Annotated in this window: 14 protein-coding genes; 7 read left to right on the top strand and 7 right to left on the bottom strand. The window is 51.2% G+C overall.

Annotation, left to right across the window (positions count from 1 at the left end; all coding sequences use genetic code 11):
- Window positions 1-70: 70 nt before the first annotated feature.
- The 4 genes from MD588_RS21275 to xni all read left to right on the top strand — a co-directional run bounded on the left by MD588_RS21275 (window position 71) and on the right by xni (window position 6,540).
- A complete protein-coding gene (locus MD588_RS21275) occupies window positions 71-2,350 on the top strand; it encodes a tetratricopeptide repeat-containing diguanylate cyclase (protein ID WP_265699723.1) in 2,280 nt (759 codons plus the stop codon).
- 132 nt (window positions 2,351-2,482) lie between these two features.
- Window positions 2,483-4,042, top strand: coding sequence for a GGDEF domain-containing protein (locus MD588_RS21270; RefSeq protein ID WP_265699722.1), 1,560 nt, complete (start codon window positions 2,483-2,485; stop codon window positions 4,040-4,042).
- A 234-nt stretch (window positions 4,043-4,276) separates the two neighbouring features.
- Window positions 4,277-5,656, top strand: coding sequence for a nucleotide 5'-monophosphate nucleosidase PpnN (gene ppnN / locus MD588_RS21265; RefSeq protein ID WP_265699721.1), 1,380 nt, complete (start codon window positions 4,277-4,279; stop codon window positions 5,654-5,656).
- A 110-nt stretch (window positions 5,657-5,766) separates the two neighbouring features.
- On the top strand, window positions 5,767-6,540 hold the full coding sequence (xni, locus tag MD588_RS21260; protein ID WP_265699719.1) for a flap endonuclease Xni: 774 nt from the start codon (window positions 5,767-5,769) through the stop codon (window positions 6,538-6,540).
- Window positions 6,541-6,607: 67 nt separating this feature from the next.
- On the opposite strand, the gene rlmM is transcribed toward xni, so the two are convergent.
- The 4 genes from rlmM to MD588_RS21240 are packed head-to-tail and all read right to left on the bottom strand — an operon-like array spanning window position 6,608 to window position 9,666.
- Complete coding sequence (rlmM, locus tag MD588_RS21255; protein WP_265699718.1) at window positions 6,608-7,690, bottom strand: 23S rRNA (cytidine(2498)-2'-O)-methyltransferase RlmM; 1,083 nt, start codon at window positions 7,688-7,690, stop codon at window positions 6,608-6,610.
- A 9-nt stretch (window positions 7,691-7,699) separates the two neighbouring features.
- Window positions 7,700-8,089 (bottom strand): DUF423 domain-containing protein, encoded by a 390-nt coding sequence (locus tag MD588_RS21250; protein ID WP_265699717.1) that lies wholly within the window; start codon window positions 8,087-8,089, stop codon window positions 7,700-7,702.
- Window positions 8,079-8,765: an alpha/beta family hydrolase gene (locus MD588_RS21245; protein ID WP_265699716.1), complete on the bottom strand. Its 687-nt coding sequence runs from the start codon at window positions 8,763-8,765 to the stop codon at window positions 8,079-8,081. The genes MD588_RS21250 and MD588_RS21245 overlap by 11 nt, the downstream gene beginning before the upstream one ends.
- Window positions 8,758-9,666 carry a transcriptional regulator GcvA gene (locus MD588_RS21240; protein WP_265699715.1) on the bottom strand — a complete coding sequence of 303 codons (909 nt, stop codon included), beginning with the start codon at window positions 9,664-9,666 and terminating at the stop codon, window positions 8,758-8,760. Before MD588_RS21240 ends, MD588_RS21245 begins: the two co-directional genes overlap by 8 nt.
- Window positions 9,667-10,143: 477 nt before the next feature.
- On the opposite strand from MD588_RS21240, the gene csdA reads away from it, so the two are divergent.
- Complete coding sequence (csdA, locus tag MD588_RS21235) at window positions 10,144-11,364, top strand: cysteine desulfurase CsdA (RefSeq protein ID WP_265699713.1); 1,221 nt, start codon at window positions 10,144-10,146, stop codon at window positions 11,362-11,364.
- Between the two features lie 9 nt (window positions 11,365-11,373).
- Window positions 11,374-11,802 (top strand): cysteine desulfurase sulfur acceptor subunit CsdE, encoded by a 429-nt coding sequence (gene csdE, locus MD588_RS21230; protein ID WP_265699712.1) that lies wholly within the window; start codon window positions 11,374-11,376, stop codon window positions 11,800-11,802.
- A 182-nt stretch (window positions 11,803-11,984) separates the two neighbouring features.
- Here csdE and tcdA read toward each other — a convergent pair whose 3' ends face one another.
- The 3 genes from tcdA to MD588_RS21215 all read right to left on the bottom strand — a co-directional run bounded on the left by tcdA (window position 11,985) and on the right by MD588_RS21215 (window position 14,764).
- Complete coding sequence (tcdA, locus tag MD588_RS21225) at window positions 11,985-12,794, bottom strand: tRNA cyclic N6-threonylcarbamoyladenosine(37) synthase TcdA (protein ID WP_265699710.1); 810 nt, start codon at window positions 12,792-12,794, stop codon at window positions 11,985-11,987.
- Window positions 12,795-12,916: 122 nt separating this feature from the next.
- Window positions 12,917-14,011, bottom strand: a complete 1,095-nt coding sequence (gene mltA / locus MD588_RS21220; RefSeq protein WP_265699709.1) for a murein transglycosylase A — start codon at window positions 14,009-14,011, stop codon at window positions 12,917-12,919.
- Between the two features lie 417 nt (window positions 14,012-14,428).
- Window positions 14,429-14,764: a DUF2850 domain-containing protein gene (locus tag MD588_RS21215; RefSeq protein ID WP_265699708.1), complete on the bottom strand. Its 336-nt coding sequence runs from the start codon at window positions 14,762-14,764 to the stop codon at window positions 14,429-14,431.
- A 303-nt stretch (window positions 14,765-15,067) separates the two neighbouring features.
- Here MD588_RS21215 and argA point away from each other — a divergent pair, with 303 nt between their 5' ends.
- On the top strand, window positions 15,068-16,393 hold the full coding sequence (gene argA, locus MD588_RS21210; RefSeq protein WP_265699707.1) for an amino-acid N-acetyltransferase: 1,326 nt from the start codon (window positions 15,068-15,070) through the stop codon (window positions 16,391-16,393).
- Window positions 16,394-16,427: the final 34 nt, after the last annotated feature.

Here is a 16,427-nt window from a genome sequence, read left to right as displayed (position 1 = left end):
TACTTTGCTGGACTTGATGCCTGAAGGCAGTAATATTAGAACTACTGTTTTTCTGGGTTTAAGAATAAGTATGTGTTTTAGCCGTTGGCTGATAAGTGCGCTAGTCATCCTTGCCACTTCTTTTACTGTAAATGCAAAAATCTACACCACGCCAATTTTGGCTGATGCCAACGATCTATTACAAACCAGCCCGGACAAATCTCTGGAAATGACCCAGCGCTACCTTGAGCAGCGCCGCTTGAGCAACCCGCAAGAACTGTCTCGCGTTCATGTGAACGACGAAACCGATCACACCATTCGCACACCGCTCAATACCATTAACGCGCTGCAAATCAAAGCCCGTGCCTACTCACTCCTTAACCAGCCAGAAGCGGCAATCAAGACTGTCAAAGAAGCCGAGAAACTAGCAAAAGACAACAACCTCTCTTTTACCACCTTCGAGACCCGGCTGATCCATGCCCGCATCTACTGGGACAACCTAAAAAACAGTGCCGTGGCACTGAACATGCTGGATCAGATAGATAAAGATATTGAAGGTGCCGAGGCACTGAAGCTCACTAAGCAAGTCAAAGTCCTGCAGTACCAGTCGCTACTGCAAAGAGCGATCATCGAATCGCACCAGAACAACGAAAATAAAGCCGAGAAACTTTTTACCCGTGCCAAGCGTTACCTCGTCAATCTCGATGATAACAACGAGCTAATCAACTATCAGCTAACAATTGGCCACCATTACCTGCTGCATCGCCATTTTGACCTGGCCCTCGACCGCCTGTTAAGCGGTTACTGGCTGGCTGTTGAACAAGAAAACAATGCCCAAATCGCCATTGCCAATTATGAATTGGCCAACTTGTTTGAGCAGCGCAAAGTTTTTGATAAAGCACTCGAACACGCGACCCAGGCCGGCGAATTTTTCGAGCACTTCAACCGTACCCTGCCACTGGCAAAAACCTTGGCTCTGATTGCCTCAATTTACGAGCAGCAAGGGCGTTACAACCTGGCGCTTGTTCATTACTTCAATGCCTTGGACCAGGAAAATCAACTCAAACATGATATTCGCTCAGCCCGGCTGCGCCTCAATATTGCCCGGGTATACCTGCAGCTATACAACTACCCGAAAACTGAGCAATACCTCCAGCATACCCGCCAGTTGGCCAAGCAAAGCGGCAATGAGGCGATTCAGGCAGAAGCCCAGATCCTGCAAGGCAAACTGGAGCTGGCGGAGGGGCGAGCTGAGAAAGCCGTTTCGACGCTTCAGGCTGGCTTGATTGCCTCTAGCAGGCTCGGCGATCTGGATCTGCAGCTAATGGGCGAGTCCGAGCTCTCCAATGCGTTTGAACAGCAAAATGACTATTACAACGCCCTGCTCAGCCAGCGCCGCTACGAACAACTATTTTCCAGCAAGCAGGAAGATCAGGTAAAAAGCAATGTTGAGGTGTTCAAGCAGCAGCAACGGATGCTGGAACGTTCACTGCAGCTTGAAGAGATGGAGCGCCAACAGTTTGAGAATGAAAAGGCCTTGTACAAACAGAAAAATGTCACCATCTTTCTGCTCACTTTTATTCTGTTGACCCTCATTGTTCTGCTCCGCCGTCACCGTGTCGCCAAGATGCTCCAGGCACGCCTGATGCGCCTGCGGACAGAATTTTATACCCACCCGCGCAGCGGCCTACGCAACCTGCGTATGCTCAATGCCCGTCTGCCAAACTCTCTGCAGCAGAGCAGTGCAAACTTTGAACAGTGGCACCTAGGTGAGATCATCAACGAGCCGCTCAGTGATCGGCTGCGGTTCGCCTTGCTTGAGGTACCTTTCCTCAAGCATATTTACCTCGAGCACGGCTATCAGCAGGGGCTGGAGCTGGAACGTCAATTTGGTGAGTATCTCAAGGAGCAGGTTTGCGAACCGGCTCGCCTGTACCACTTCTCGGATGCCATGTTCCTCTATATCGAACCAAACTCGCGGTTAGATACCGAACCGAACCAGTTAGCCAACTCGATTCAGCAACTGGTCGATAACTTCCTGGGCCAGCGCAATATTGATCACCGGGTACGTATCGGGATGGCAGAATATCCATTCCTACCAAGAGCCTATACAGCAATAAATGATCATGAATTACTGGATATCCTGCTGATGGCGGCCAACGCGGCCCGCCTTATTAGCAAAACAGAACCAGGTAGTCAGTGGGTACACCTCAGCGCCATTGACGCTGCTCCTGCCGCCAGCTTTGCCAGTGACAATATCCGCAAAGCCTGCCTGCAGGGAATTGATAATGGTTTGGTAAAAGTACAGAGTTCCTCAAACACTGAAATCAACTGGAACAATGATCACGATTTTGACAAAAATATCATTTAAAGTACTGCAATTATCTGCGGTCCCGCCGATAACAATGAATTGTCGTATCGAATTTGCTAGCATGTTTTGTCATTATGACGACTAACTAGCTGATAAAAAAGGTTAAATACTACAAGGTATTATTAAAGAAACGTGACTGATATTAACGCCGTAGCTTCTGAAGTGAGTAAGTTGAAGCTGCGTTTAGACCAAGCTCAATTGTCATACCGCGATGCTTCTCTGAAGTCTCGTCGCGAAATTGTGATACTTAAGCGACTTATCAGCCGTTTATCTGTAGCCTGTCGTGGACTGGATCATGAGCTGGATCAAAAGCTTAGCGAGCTTCGCCATGATCTGGAACAGCAGAGAGATATCAGCAAACTCATCCCGCGCTTGGCAATTATCGAGCGTCTCGTCACTCGTCAGGCCGGCTTTACCGAAAAAGAAAACCAGCAACTGGAACATCAGGTTTTCCAAAGCGGTGAAACCCTGAAACGTGTTCATGGCCTGCCTGCCCAGCTAAAAAGAGAGCTGCGCAACATACTCGGGCAGCCATTCGATACCTTGGCCCAAACCCACAAACAGGCGATCCGGTTACTGGAATTATACCAGCGCGCCCTCAAGCTAATGTCCGTATCCAGTGACGCAATGGTGATGAAAGATAGCCTGGATCATGATCTACAGCTTCAACTGACCAGTGAGTTGCAGCGCCTGATCACCGAGCTCGATTTTGATGGAGAATCAGGTGAGAAACTCCTGAATATTCGCAACCGACTGCTGATCGGAGTATCACCACAGGCACTGATCGAGCTCTCGCTGGAAGTACTTCGACTGGTACTCGACGGAACCCATCAGGAACGGCGCTCATCGCAGCAATTTCTCGATAGTGTGAACAGTGACTTGGCAACGCTGCAAAAAACCACCAACCAAAGTGTCGGCCAGAGCTCGGCCCTGTACGAACACCGCAGCGAGATGACCTCCGAGCTTGCCAGCCTAGCCAACACCTTTAAGCTGGGAATCAAGGATAACAAGAACCTTGAGACATGGCGCCCGGCAGTGACAGAGCTCACCAAGGAGCTGCTGGTACTTGCGGAACGCAACCGGGCACTCGAAAAACGCGAAAAGGCTCTGATCGAGCAGCTTGGCTATAACGAGAACAAAATTCACAGCCTGTTTGAGCAGACTCAAGATCATCGCCGCCGACTCAATGATCAGGAACGCAAGATGTTCCTCGACAACCTGACTCGGGTCTATAACCGTGCCGCCCTCAATGATCGCCTCGAACATGAATATCGCCGCTGGCTGCGTTATCAGCACCCGGTATGTGTTGCCTTGATTGATATTGACAACTTTAAAGAGGTCAATGACAGCTATGGCCACCTTGCTGGTGATAAGGTACTGAAGATCCTCGCGCGGAGCATTCGCCAAACCCTGAGCGAAACTGATTTTATCGCCCGTTTCGGTGACGATGAATTTATGCTCATCTTGCCAGATATTAGCGAGGAAGAACGCAACAAGCGCCTTAACAAGATCAGGGAAACCGTTACTCAGTTGCCATTCCGCTTCCGAGAACAAAATATCTCAATAAGTGTATCTATTGGCGCCACCCTGTTTGCCGGCAATGATACGCCAACGGATATTGTCGAGCGCACGGACAAAGCCCTGTTCAGTGCCAAAAGTACCGGCAGCAACCGTATGCTGTGGATCTCCTAGCGCCCACTCTGCGCATAATTCTATTCGAGCCATCATCTGACAAATCAATTTCTGGTCAAATCACACATCCCTGTGTATGGTGAAATAACAGACTGATTTTTAAGAAACATATGCAACAATGCAAGTGTCTTAAAAACACCTCTGATAATTTCTCTCCGGCTCTGTTCACATACTCTTCCAAAATAATTCGAACAGCGTGAGTAAAGCCGTTTCATCGTGACCAGGGAGGTAACCATGATTACGCATATCAGTCCTGTCGGGGCCATGGATCTGCTATCACAACTCGAAGTAGATCGCCTAAAAGCGACCGCATCCAGCGACCTATACCGTCTCTATCGAAACTGCTCGCTGGCGGTGCTCAACTCCGGCAGTCATACCGACAATTCCAAAGAACTTCTGGAAAAACACAAGTGCTTTAATATCAATGTGATGCGTAGGGAACGCGGGATCAAGCTAGAGCTGACCAATCCGCCAGAGCACGCCTTCGTCGATGGCCGTATTATCCGTGGTATTCAAGAACACATGTTCGCAGTACTGCGTGATATTGTGTACGTCAATATGCATGTTCAGCAGCGCAACGATATCAACCTGACCAGTTCGCCGCATATCACCAACTTTGTATTTAGTGTGCTCCGTAACGCCCAGGTCGTGCGCTCCGGAGAAGACCCGAATATTGTTGTCTGCTGGGGCGGGCATTCTATTAACCCTGCAGAGTATCAGTACACCCGTGAGGTCGGCCATGAGCTGGGCCTGCGGGAGCTCAACATCTGTACTGGTTGCGGCCCCGGGGCGATGGAAGGCCCAATGAAAGGCGCAGCCATCGGCCATGCCCAGCAACGCTATCACTCCAGCCGTTTTATTGGCCTGACGGAGCCATCGATTATTGCGGCCGAACCGCCAAACCCGATTGTTAACGAGCTGGTGATCCTGCCGGATATTGAAAAGCGTTTAGAAGCCTTTGTCCGTTCCGGCCACGGCATTGTCATTTTCCCCGGCGGTGCCGGTACCGCTGAAGAATTGCTATATATCCTTGGGATCCTGATGTTACCGGAAAATGCCAACCTGCCAATGCCACTGGTACTTACCGGCCCCAAAGAAAGCGAGCCCTATTTCCGGACTCTGGACAGCTTTATCAGAGATACCCTTGGCGAGGCCGCAACCAAGCACTACCAAATTATCATCGATGATCCCGAACAGGTGGCTAGGGTCATGAAATCGGCAATGCCATTAATCAAAGAACAGCGACTGGCGACTGGCGATGCCTACAGCTATAGCTGGTCTCTGAAAATTCCGCCGGAGTTTCAGCTACCGTTCGAGCCGACCCATGATTCAATGGCCTGTCTCGATCTGCACATGAACCAGCGTCCAGAGCACCTTGCAGCCAATCTGCGCCGGGCCTTCTCGGGGATCGTTGCCGGTAATGTAAAAGAAGAGGGGATCCGTGAGATCGAGCGTAAGGGGCCATTCCAGATCAACGGTGATCTCAAATTAATGAAACGAATGGATAAACTGCTGAAAAGTTTTGTTGAGCAGCAGCGGATGAAACTGCCCGGCTCCCATTACGAGCCATGCTACGAAATCATCACCGCACCGAGTAACGGTAATGGCAAATAACGCAGGGAAAATAGTCACGTAATCGTGCCATCAGCGGTTACACTCTGACCGCGCAATGCGTACAATAAAGGGCCTGTATCGGCCCTTTATTGATCTACTGAATCACCATTATGTCTATCCATCTTGTTGTTATTGATGCCCTAAACCTTATCCGACGCGTCCATGCCGCCCAACCCGGCGAACCGGATGTCCAAAATACAGCCCGGGTATGCTGCCAGGCGCTGGGCAAGATCATCAGCAGTAGCAACCCGACCCATATTGTGGCGGTCTTTGATCATCACGGGGAAGATCGAGGCTGGAGGGCCGAACTCCTGCCGCACTACAAAGAAGGCCGCAAGCCTATGCCGCCGGAGCTGCTCGAGGGAATGGATACTATTCAGGATGCCTTTATGACCATGGGAGTCGACTCGTTACTGTCTGATGGTGATGAAGCCGATGATTTGGTTGCTACTCTGGCACTGAAAGTCGCCGATCGCGACCAGCAGGTCACCATTGTCTCCACCGATAAAGGCTATTGCCAGTTACTCCGTCCTACCCTTCAAATCCGCGATTATTTCCAACACCGCTGGCTCGACAGCCCGTTCGTCGAAAAAGAATTTGGGGTGAAGGCCGAACAGTTGCCAGATTACTGGGGACTGGCTGGAATAAGCTCCAGCAAGATCCCGGGCATTCCGGGGATCGGCCCGAAAGCTGCTGTCGAGTTGCTTTCCCTTTACCCGAACCTCGAAGCTATTCTCGCCGCAGAAGATCTGCCGCCGAAGTGGAAGAAAAAAGTCGACGAGCACCACGAAACAGCCATGGCCAGCAAGCAGGTCGCTACGCTAAAAACCGATCTCCAGCTTGGTTTCAACCTGCAAGATATTCGCTACCAAGCGCCAAGCTAATACCAATAGAAAAAAGCCATCAACAATGATGGCTTTTTTTATTCAGCGTTCACCGAAACTGTCGCGATTAATGCGGCGAGCGGTTATCCAGGCGCTGAATGTGTACCGTGATCTCTTCACGATCATGATACAGGTGCTTCGCCTGCAGCTTGAATTTCACGCCATTCTGAGTCATGTACTCTTTGAGGTTTTCGATATCCTGCAGTACTTCGTCATAGCGGCCTTTCATTGGCAGCTTGAGGTTGAAAATCGCCTCTTTCGCCCATGCTTTGATCATCCAGTCACCCATCAGGTGAGCCACGCGTGCCGGTTTCTCAATCATGTCACACACGATCCAGGTGACGTTCTTACGTGCTGGCTCGAACTTGAAGCCGTCCACCTCATGGTGCTTCACCTGACCGGTATCCATCAGGCTCTGTGCCATCTGGCCGTTATCGATCGAATGGACAAACATCGAGCGCTTGACCAGCTGATAGGTCCAGCCACCTGGACAAGCCCCCAGATCTACCCCCCACATACCGGAAGCCAGACGCTCATCCCACTCTTCACGAGGAATAAAGACATGGAAGGCTTCTTCCAGTTTCAGTGTCGAGCGGCTTGGCGCATCGGCTGGGAACTTCAGGCGTGGGATCCCCATGAAGAACTGCGAGTTGTTGTTCGATAGCGAGTAGCCGACATAGCAGCAGCCCGGTGCGATAAAGCAGATATGAAGCACAGGCTTCCATGCGTTATCTTTCGCGTACAGGATCTCTTTCTTGCGCATCGCCTGGCGAAGCGGCACAGTGAACTTGCGGCAGAACTTCAATAGCTCCTTCGCATCATTGGTATCAGGCGTTTCAATACGCAGCTCGCCACAGCGCGGAAAGTCCTTAACAACCTCGAGGATCGGCGAGATACGATCATCCTGCGGTAAGTCCGTTAATAATGGCGCCGCAGCAAACATCTGACGAGCAAAAATTAACGAAGAGAAGGGTTGTAGCTTAATGAATTTTTCGGCATCACCCTGCTGATAAAATTCAAACACAACATAACCGGTATTGCTTTTCGCCCGAGGAAAACCATACAACTCCAGTTTGTTTGCTTTGTCCTGAACTTCACCGGCACATTCTTTTTCAAAGCCTGGACGACAGTACAATATAACGTGATTCACTTTGAACCCTCAAGCTGAACGCCAGGCAGCCACAGCAAGCACTACCCAGCCAATAATAAAACACATGCCCCCTAATGGTGTGATGGGGCCGAACCATTTCAATCCCGTCAACGCCAGCGCATACAGGCTGCCGCTGAAGAGCAAAATACCCACTGCAAAAAACAGGGCTGCGTATAATACCGCTTTTGTCGGCATAATGCGTGCCCAGATTCCACAACCCAGCAAGGCAAGGCTGTGCCAGGCTTGATACTGGACACCGGTTTTGAACACATCAATGAGGTACGGCGACAGTTGTGCCTTCAGCCCATGGGCAGCAAATGCCCCCAACGCTACCGCAATGGCACCGCTTAACGTCGCGAAAAGTAAGATAATTCTGGGAGCCTGTTGCTCACTGGGCATTGACGCACTCCTTAATAAAGGCAGCAAGGTGTGCGACAGCGAGATCACGGTTCCCTTGCTCTGTATGGCCTGACGCTTTTCTCGGCTTCAGGCTATGATCGCCATCCGGCAAGAACTTAACCGCAACCGAATCAGCATACTGCCAGCCTTCCACTTCAGGTCGGGTACCAAAGGTATCACGCTCCCCCTGTAAGATAAGCGTCGGTAATGTCGCCTTTTTGAGGTGCTCGCCACGGAAATTCTCCGGCTTGCCCGGCGGGTGGAAAGGAAAGCCCAAACACGCAACGCCCTGTACTTTATCCGTACAGTTATCGACATCCGGCGATTCCGCCGCGAGATCACTGACCATAATCGTCGCCATCCGCCCCCCCATGGATTTACCGCCAATCACTAACTTGCCATCGGCAAACTGGTTGATGTGGTGCTGGAAATCGAGCAGCAGCTTAGGCTGACGGTCCGGTGGACGCTTCTTGCCATCTTCGCGGCGCTTCACCATATACGGAAAATCAAACCGCACAACGCGGATCCCCTGCTCGGCCAGCCCCTGAGCAATGGCGGTCATAAATTCATGATCCATCCCTGCCCCGGCACCATGGGCAAACAGGAAGGTGGCCACGGCGTCAGCATTTTCAGGTTCATTGATTAGATATTGAGGCAATACGTTATTATCAGACATCCGGCATATCCTCCTGTTCACGGGCAGCCTTGGCCAGTACCCAGTCGCGGAAAGCTTGTATACGCCCGGTTTCAGCCTGCTTCTCCTGACAAACCAGATAGAAGGCATTTTTGCTCATCAGTACCTCATCAAACGGGCAAACCAAACGGCCGGCTTCCAGCTCAGGCTGTGCCAGCACATTGTTCCCCAATGCAATGCCCTGGCCATGGACGGCGGCCTGCAACACCATGGTCGAGTGGCTGAAAATCGGCCCCTGGTTCACATTGGTACCGACAATTTCATGGTGGCGGACAAAGTTCTTCCACTCCTTACGCGAGGTATCATGGAGCAAGGTATGGTATTTAAGATCGGCCAAGGAATGCAGCGGCTTAGAGCCTGTCAGCAGCATCGGCGAACAAACCGGCAACAAAAACTCCTGGTACAGTTTGTCGGCGCGCAGCCCCTGCCAGTTGCCGCGACCGTAATAAATCGCCACATCAACATCATCCGTTAACGATCCCTCATCAAGATCGACCGCTTTGATGCGGACATCGATGTCAGGCTGCTGCTCGTTGAAATCGGCCAGTCGCGGCACCAGCCACTGAATCGCAAAACTAGGAGGTAAACTAATGGTTAACGCTCCTTTCGCGCCGCGTTCCAAGACCTTATCCGTGGCATCTGAGATTGCAGAAAAGATGTCTTTAATGTCGAGAAAATAACTTTGACCTTCTTCTGTCAGCAATAATGACCGGTTTCTACGACGAAATAATTTGAGCCCTAAAAATTCCTCAAGGGCTTTAATTTGGTGGCTTACAGCAGCTTGTGTGACAAATAACTCTTCGGCTGCACGGGTAAAACTCAGGTGTCGTGCCGCAGCTTCGAACACTTTCAGCGAGTTGAGTGGAGGTAGACGTCTCGACATACTATTCCTGCATTAGTTTTTTTTATGCTAAACATTATAAATTGTCCATTGTTCAAGTGCTACATAAACCATATGATTTGCTCCGTAACGGTGAGGGAGGTTCTGTTTCTGCCCTCAGGCATTAGTTCTCACTCAGCGTTGCGATGTTGTGTTTGCATATTGTCCGGGTTGTGCCGGACAGGTAGTCAATCTACCAATTTTACTTCCTGTATTTTTGACCTGTCTGTCAAAGTTTATTGTTAGCACTGCGCCCCAACGCAGTGCTTTTTTTTATCCCGCCCTAACCACGATAACATGCCTCTTTGACTGTACTATTATAATTACCCTTATATACCCAGACAGCTTCAAAATACCGAGTTCAGGCTAATATCAGCATACCCAGCTCACGAAAAATGACGGCAGGTGTTGGTATTAGCCCTTGCTCTTGCGGCAAATAATGGCATGATCGCCTCCTTCTATATTGCAATGTGACTCACCATGACTGCTCAATTTGATATCAACCAAATTCGCCAACAGTTTCCAGCCCTCGCCCAAGACTGCAATGGTCAGCCTCTCGTCTATCTCGACAGTGCGGCGACGACACAAAAGCCTAAAATTGTTATCGAAACCATTCAGCAGTATTACAGTGGTCACAACGCCAATGTCCACCGCGGCAGCCACACCTTAACGGCAGCCGCGACAACACAGTTCGAGCAGGCACGAACCACGGTTCAGCAGTTCATCAACGCCGAGCAGAATAAAGAAATCATCTGGACCCGCGGGGCTACCGAGGCCCTGAACCTGATTGCCCAGACCTACGCCCGACAGGTTCTGCAACCGGGCGACGAGATCCTGGTCAGCGAGCTGGAACACCATGCCAACATCGTCCCTTGGCAAATCGTGGCCGAGCAGACCGGTGCCAAGGTCGTCAAGATCCCGATGAACGCAGACTGCACCCTCGACATGACGGCCTTCCACCAGCGCCTCGGCGCACAGACCAAAATTGTTGCCGTGGCCCATATCACCAATGTCACCGGCACCCGTAACCCAATAGAGGAAATTATCGCTGCCGCCCACCAGTTTGACGCAGTGGCGGTCATTGACGGAGCCCAGGCCGTGGCGCATGAAAAAGTGGATGTCCAGGCGCTCGATGCCGACTTCTACGTCTTCTCCGGCCATAAAATCTTTGCTCCGGCCGGTATCGGTGTCCTTTACGGCAAACGCGAGTTGCTCGAAGCAATGCCGCCATGGCACGGCGGCGGCAAAATGGTTGAAAAAGTCTCCTTCGAGGGCACGACGTTCTCGGCACTACCGGGAAAATTTGAAGCCGGTACGCCTAATGTTGCTGGCAGCCTGGCACTTGCTGCTGCAATCGACTGGCTAACCGCATTAGATCACCAGACGGCAGAAGCTCATATCCACAGCCTGCGTCAGCAAGCGCTGGACGGTATCAAAGACATCGAAGATCTGCGAATTGTTGGCCTTCAGCCCGAGGCTAGCCTATTTTCTTTTGTCGTTGACGGTGTTCACCACCAAGACATTGCGACCTTGCTGGATCAGCAAGGAATAGCATTGCGTGCCGGCCACCACTGTGCCCACCCGATGCTGGATGCGCTCGGGCTAACAGGTACCCTGAGGGTATCACTGGCGCTGTATAATACCGAACAAGATGTTGAACGCTTTATTGCTGCACTGCACAAAGCCTGCAGCATGCTCTAGGAGAGACCGATGACACTACCTACCCACCCTTTCGGCACGGAAGTAACTACCAAGTCCATCATTGCCCAGATGCAGGCGGCTAATGGCTGGGAAGACAGATACCGCAATGTCATTCAGCTTGGTAAAAAGCTACCGGCCCTGCCTGACTCGTTAAAGCAGGAACAGCTGAAAGTCAGCGGGTGTGAAAGTCAGGTATGGCTGGCCCACCAGCAGGATGGCGAGATTTTCCACTTTGCCGCGGACTCTGATGCCCGTATCGTACGCGGCCTGATCACCTTGGTACTGGCGGCCTATGAGGGAAAAACGGCCTCGGAAATCCGGGCGTTTGATATTGACGGCTATTTTGACAGCCTCGGCCTAATGGCGCACCTCAGCCCGTCACGCGGCAACGGACTGTGGGCGATTGTGGGGCAGATTAAAACACTGGCCGGAGCGTAGGAAGGCTCGCCTTGGAGGCGGTTTACACTGCGTTTCAAGAAGCGGGAATAAAAAAGCGAGAGTCTGTATTAACTCTCGCTTTTTTTGTTTTTGGATCCCGCAAGCAGGCACAAAAACCGAAAAGAAAAATCAAGCTCTTGCTCTTCCCCAGAGCCAGCTTCTCCTAGAACCTTAGAGCCGCTCTACTTAGAATGCTTTGCAATCAGCTTCTGCAAAATACGTGATACCGCGACAAAACCAAAAGTTGCAGTCACCATGGTTGCTGCACCAAAACCGCTGGCACAGTCCATACGTTTAGGACCTTCTGCCGTCGCTTTGACATTGCATACCGAACCATCCGCCTGTGGATACTTCAACTGCTCGGTCGAAAACACACAGTCGATACCAAATTTGCGCTTCGGATTCTTCGGGAAATTGTGGTGACGACGCAAGGTATCACGTAGCTTCTTCGCTAATGGGTCTTGGATTGTTTTGGTCAGGTCCGTGATTTGAATTTGGGTCGGGTCTATCTGGCCACCCGCACCGCCGGTAGTGATCACCTTGAACTTATTACTCTTACAGTACGCCAGCAACGCCGCCTTGGGTTTCATGCTGTCAATGGCATCAAGAATATAGTCATAACGGCTATCGATGTACTCCGGAATATTTTCCGGCGTAATGAAATCATCAATCAGGTTAACTTTACATTCCGGGTTGATCAGCTTGATACGCTCCGCCATCACTTCAATCTTGCTCTGGCCGACCGTTCCCGTCATCGCATGGATCTGGCGGTTGATATTGGTCACACAAACATCATCCATGTCAATCAGGGTCAACTCGCCGATACCTGAACGTGCCAAAGCTTCTGCGGCCCATGAACCCACACCGCCGATACCAATCACGCACACATGGGCAGCACGCAGTATTTCTACCTCGCTGTTGCCATATAAACGGCGGGTGCCACCAAAACGTTGGTTGTAGTTGTCTGAGGCTGGAGCTTCTAATTCACGCATAAGTTATTCACAGATAGCTAGGGTCGTTCAGATAAAGAATGAGCGCGTTTTATACGCGCTCTGGTAACAATTGTCCAGTCCGTGAGCTCACCCTCCCGCCGAGCCCACTAGCTGATTTCTGGCTACTGCTGGGCTGTTAACCAAGGCTGCTCGGTGACACTGCCCTGTAGCCCCAGCTTCCATACCCGGCCAAAGTGCTTGTAATGGCCTGCATCAATGCCGGCCTGTGTGCCCATGCCATGATATAAGTCGAGGTGGTTTTTCTTCACGGCACCGCCAGTATCTAGCGCCATTAAGAGTTTAAGCACATGCTGGCCGTTCCAATTCCCTTCAGGATCGAGCTGCGGCACTTCCGCCAACAGCACGCTGCCCATCGGCAGGTAGTCACGATCGGCTGCAACCGAGGCATGTGCCTGCAGCGGGATCCCCGCAGTACCCATCACCTCAAGGCTATCCTGCGGCTTGAAGAACACATATGACGGGTTCTGTTCAAGCAGTTCCCGAACCGTGGCTTCATCCTGGCGCTGTACCCACTCCTCAATCGCTTTCAGCGACATTTTCTCACGTGGCACCTCACCTTGCTCAATCAGCACCTTGCCGATACTGACATAGCGGTGGCCGTTCTTGCCGTTGTAGGCGAAATACTGCAACTGATCATTATCTTCATAATGAACAAAGCCGCTGCCTTGCACTTCCATCATGAAGATATCCAGCATTGAGGCACTATACCCAAGCTCAAGCCCTTGCCCTTGCAAAGCCCCGGCGTAGATTTCCGTCCGGCTCGGACATTGCTCCTCGCAGGTCGGCATCGCATAGACCGGATAGCGGAATGTCTCGTCCTGCTCATGACGCAGTTCTATCACCGGAGAGAAATAGCCGGTAAACATCACGTTACCGTTGCTATCACCGCCCCCCATCTGTGCCAGCTGAATACCGTAGTTACCCAGCAGTGCGGGATCCCCGCTTTGCTCGGCCCAGTTTTCGATCTGGCGGTACAAAGCCTGATATTGGCCTGCCATTGACGGCGACCGTTCGATCACCTTCGCCATCTGCTGGCTAAACTGGCTGTAGTCCCTTGGTTTGTCAGACTCTACCGTCGATACCTGATTAAGCACCTGATCAAAGCTGCCGTCCAGATACTGCTGACCGCGGTCAGTCGGCTTGGCACATCCCACCAAGCCAAGAATTAACATTGCAATTGTTGCTTTACGAAACACGGTAAAGGCCTATGAAATTATAAGGGGCATTATCGCCAAGTATGCCTAAAGCGATAGATGCAATAAAGTGACTATATTTTACAAAATTTTTCAAAGGCTGTGTCAGCGCTCTGTTTTTTAAAGCAAAAGATAGCCGTATGACCACACAGTTATAGGAGTGTCATGTTCAGGCCGCCTTTAATAAAAAGCGTAATACGTAATATGTCTATAAGAACAGAACGAAAGGAAAGCGGAAATGGCGGCAGGGATGAAAATCGGTAATGACCCTTGATAAACACCAACTCAATCGAGTATCAATGGGTACGTAACCTTGCCAGTGTTGGCAGGTCGCCCTGAAACAAGCCACGGTGATTAACCTATTGCGCACACTGTCGGCCAATGCTGGCCATAGGTAACGGACGACGCCAGATTGAGTGGTTACTGAAACACCACTTCTCGGGCAAAAGAGGAAATATAATGAGCTGGCTTCTGTCGAATAAGCCGCTCAGACAAGTAGGTATAAACATAGTCATCTTCACCAAGACGATACTTTAGCGTGCTGCCGTCCCACTCATAGTGCGTATTGACTTGGCGTCCATCAACAAATACCCCTTCCGGACGAATCTCAAACCGATCCGCCACGTAAGGAGCAACATCCAGCTCGACCCATACGCCGTTGAGGCTGATTGGAGGCTCCTCTGCAAACACCTCATTATCAATGACACCGACAGCCAGTAATGTAGAGAAGATAAGTCCAATTGTAATTGTCGCCACCAATAGGGCTACCTGTCTTTTTTTATACTTATCTTTCTTCATATTGCTGTTAACTAGTTAAAATCAGAAATGAATATAACCGATCGCTGACATCATAGAGGTAAAAAGCTCCCCCATTAATACGATAACGGGATCTTGAATCCAAAAAACCAGGTGCCTCTGAGTGCCCACCAAAAGCTGCCTCTTGAACAGTTGCAGATAATTAGCCACTATGTATGCATAATTATGGGGATTATCAGCTTACCCTGCACTCACCGCAGGCCTGGCTGGTGAAGCCTACAGAATAGACATGGATGTATCAACGTGAAGCTGAGAAGTACCGACCTAGTCAAAGGATTTCGCCAGTCCGCTCCCTATATGAATGCCCACAATGGCAAAACCACCGTGATCATGCTGGGCGGGGAGGCTATTGCCCACCCTAATTTTTCCCATATCGTCAATGATATCGCCCTATTGAACAGCCTCGGGCTACGTATTGTCGTCGTATATGGCGCCCGTCCGCAAATCTCCCAGCTTCTGAAGTCCCACGGTTACTCGAGCCCTTACCATAAGAGCATTCGCGTTACCGACGAGCGCACCCTGGAGCTGGCCAAACAGGCTGCAGGACAGCTCCAGCTCGATATTACCGCCCGTTTCTCGATGGGCCTCAACAACACGCCAATGGCCGGCTCACAGATCAATGTCGTTAGCGGGAATTTCATTATCGCCCAGCCGCTGGGGATTGATGAGGGTATCGACTACCACCACAGTGGCCGGATCCGCAGGATCGATATCGAGGGCATCAACCGTCAGCTCGACCAGCAAGCAATTGTACTGCTGGGGCCGGTCGCCAGCTCAGTGACCGGTGAGTGCTTTAACCTGACCTCGGAAGAGGTAGCCACCCAGCTTGCAATCCGCCTAAAAGCAGACAAGCTGATCGGTTTTTGCTCCGAGCAGGGGGTAATAGATGAAAGTGGAAATGTCGCCTCCGAGATGCTGCCCAGTGAAGCCGAACATGCCCTACAGCAACTGGTCGATAGCAATACCGATGACTGCGGAACCGGCCGTTTTCTCCGCGGGGCAATCAGTGCCTGCCGGGCAGGCGTTCCACGCAGCCATCTGATCAGCTACAAGGAAGACGGTGCCCTGATCCAGGAACTGTTCTCCTTCGACGGCATCGGCACCCAGATAGTCATGGCCAGTGCCGAAAGAGTCCGCGAAGCCAGTATCGATGATATCGGCGGGATTTTGGAACTAATTCGTCCTCTGGAACAAGACGGGATCCTGGTACGCCGCTCGCGCGAGCAACTGGAGCAGGAAATCGAGCGGTTCACCATTGTTGAGCGTGATGGCCTGATCATCGGCTGCGCCGCACTGTACCCGTTTGTCGAAGAAAAGATGGCCGAGATGGCATGTGTGGCAGTGCACCCGGATTACCGTGATGGCGACCGGGGAGCCCTGCTGCTTAACCGGCTGCGCCAGCAAGCCAAGGAACAAGGGCTAAAACAGATCTTTGTGCTCACGACCCGCAGCCTGCACTGGTTCCGGGAACAGGGATTTGCCGAATGCAATGTCGAGCAGCTACCCATGGCCAAAAAGGCACTGTATAACTTCCAGCGCCGTTCCAAAATTCTGACGCTTGAACTATAAGGTTTATCCGCAAAAAAAAGAGTCAGCCTGGGCT

The organism is Photobacterium obscurum (genome assembly GCF_026191635.1).
Classification (GTDB): domain Bacteria; phylum Pseudomonadota; class Gammaproteobacteria; order Enterobacterales; family Vibrionaceae; genus Photobacterium; species Photobacterium obscurum.
This window is presented reverse-complemented; position numbering and strand designations above follow the sequence as displayed.

Coding starts and splice junctions, on each gene's coding strand:
- MD588_RS21275 (WP_265699723.1), top strand. CDS start 71: ATGTGTTTTAGCCGTTGGCTGATAAGTGCGCTAGTCATCCTTGCCACT.
- ppnN (WP_265699721.1), top strand. CDS start 4,277: ATGATTACGCATATCAGTCCTGTCGGGGCCATGGATCTGCTATCACAA.
- xni (WP_265699719.1), top strand. CDS start 5,767: ATGTCTATCCATCTTGTTGTTATTGATGCCCTAAACCTTATCCGACGC.
- MD588_RS21250 (WP_265699717.1), bottom strand. CDS start 8,089: ATGCCCAGTGAGCAACAGGCTCCCAGAATTATCTTACTTTTCGCGACG.
- MD588_RS21245 (WP_265699716.1), bottom strand. CDS start 8,765: ATGTCTGATAATAACGTATTGCCTCAATATCTAATCAATGAACCTGAA.
- MD588_RS21240 (WP_265699715.1), bottom strand. CDS start 9,666: ATGTCGAGACGTCTACCTCCACTCAACTCGCTGAAAGTGTTCGAAGCT.
- csdA (WP_265699713.1), top strand. CDS start 10,144: ATGACTGCTCAATTTGATATCAACCAAATTCGCCAACAGTTTCCAGCC.
- csdE (WP_265699712.1), top strand. CDS start 11,374: ATGACACTACCTACCCACCCTTTCGGCACGGAAGTAACTACCAAGTCC.
- tcdA (WP_265699710.1), bottom strand. CDS start 12,794: ATGCGTGAATTAGAAGCTCCAGCCTCAGACAACTACAACCAACGTTTT.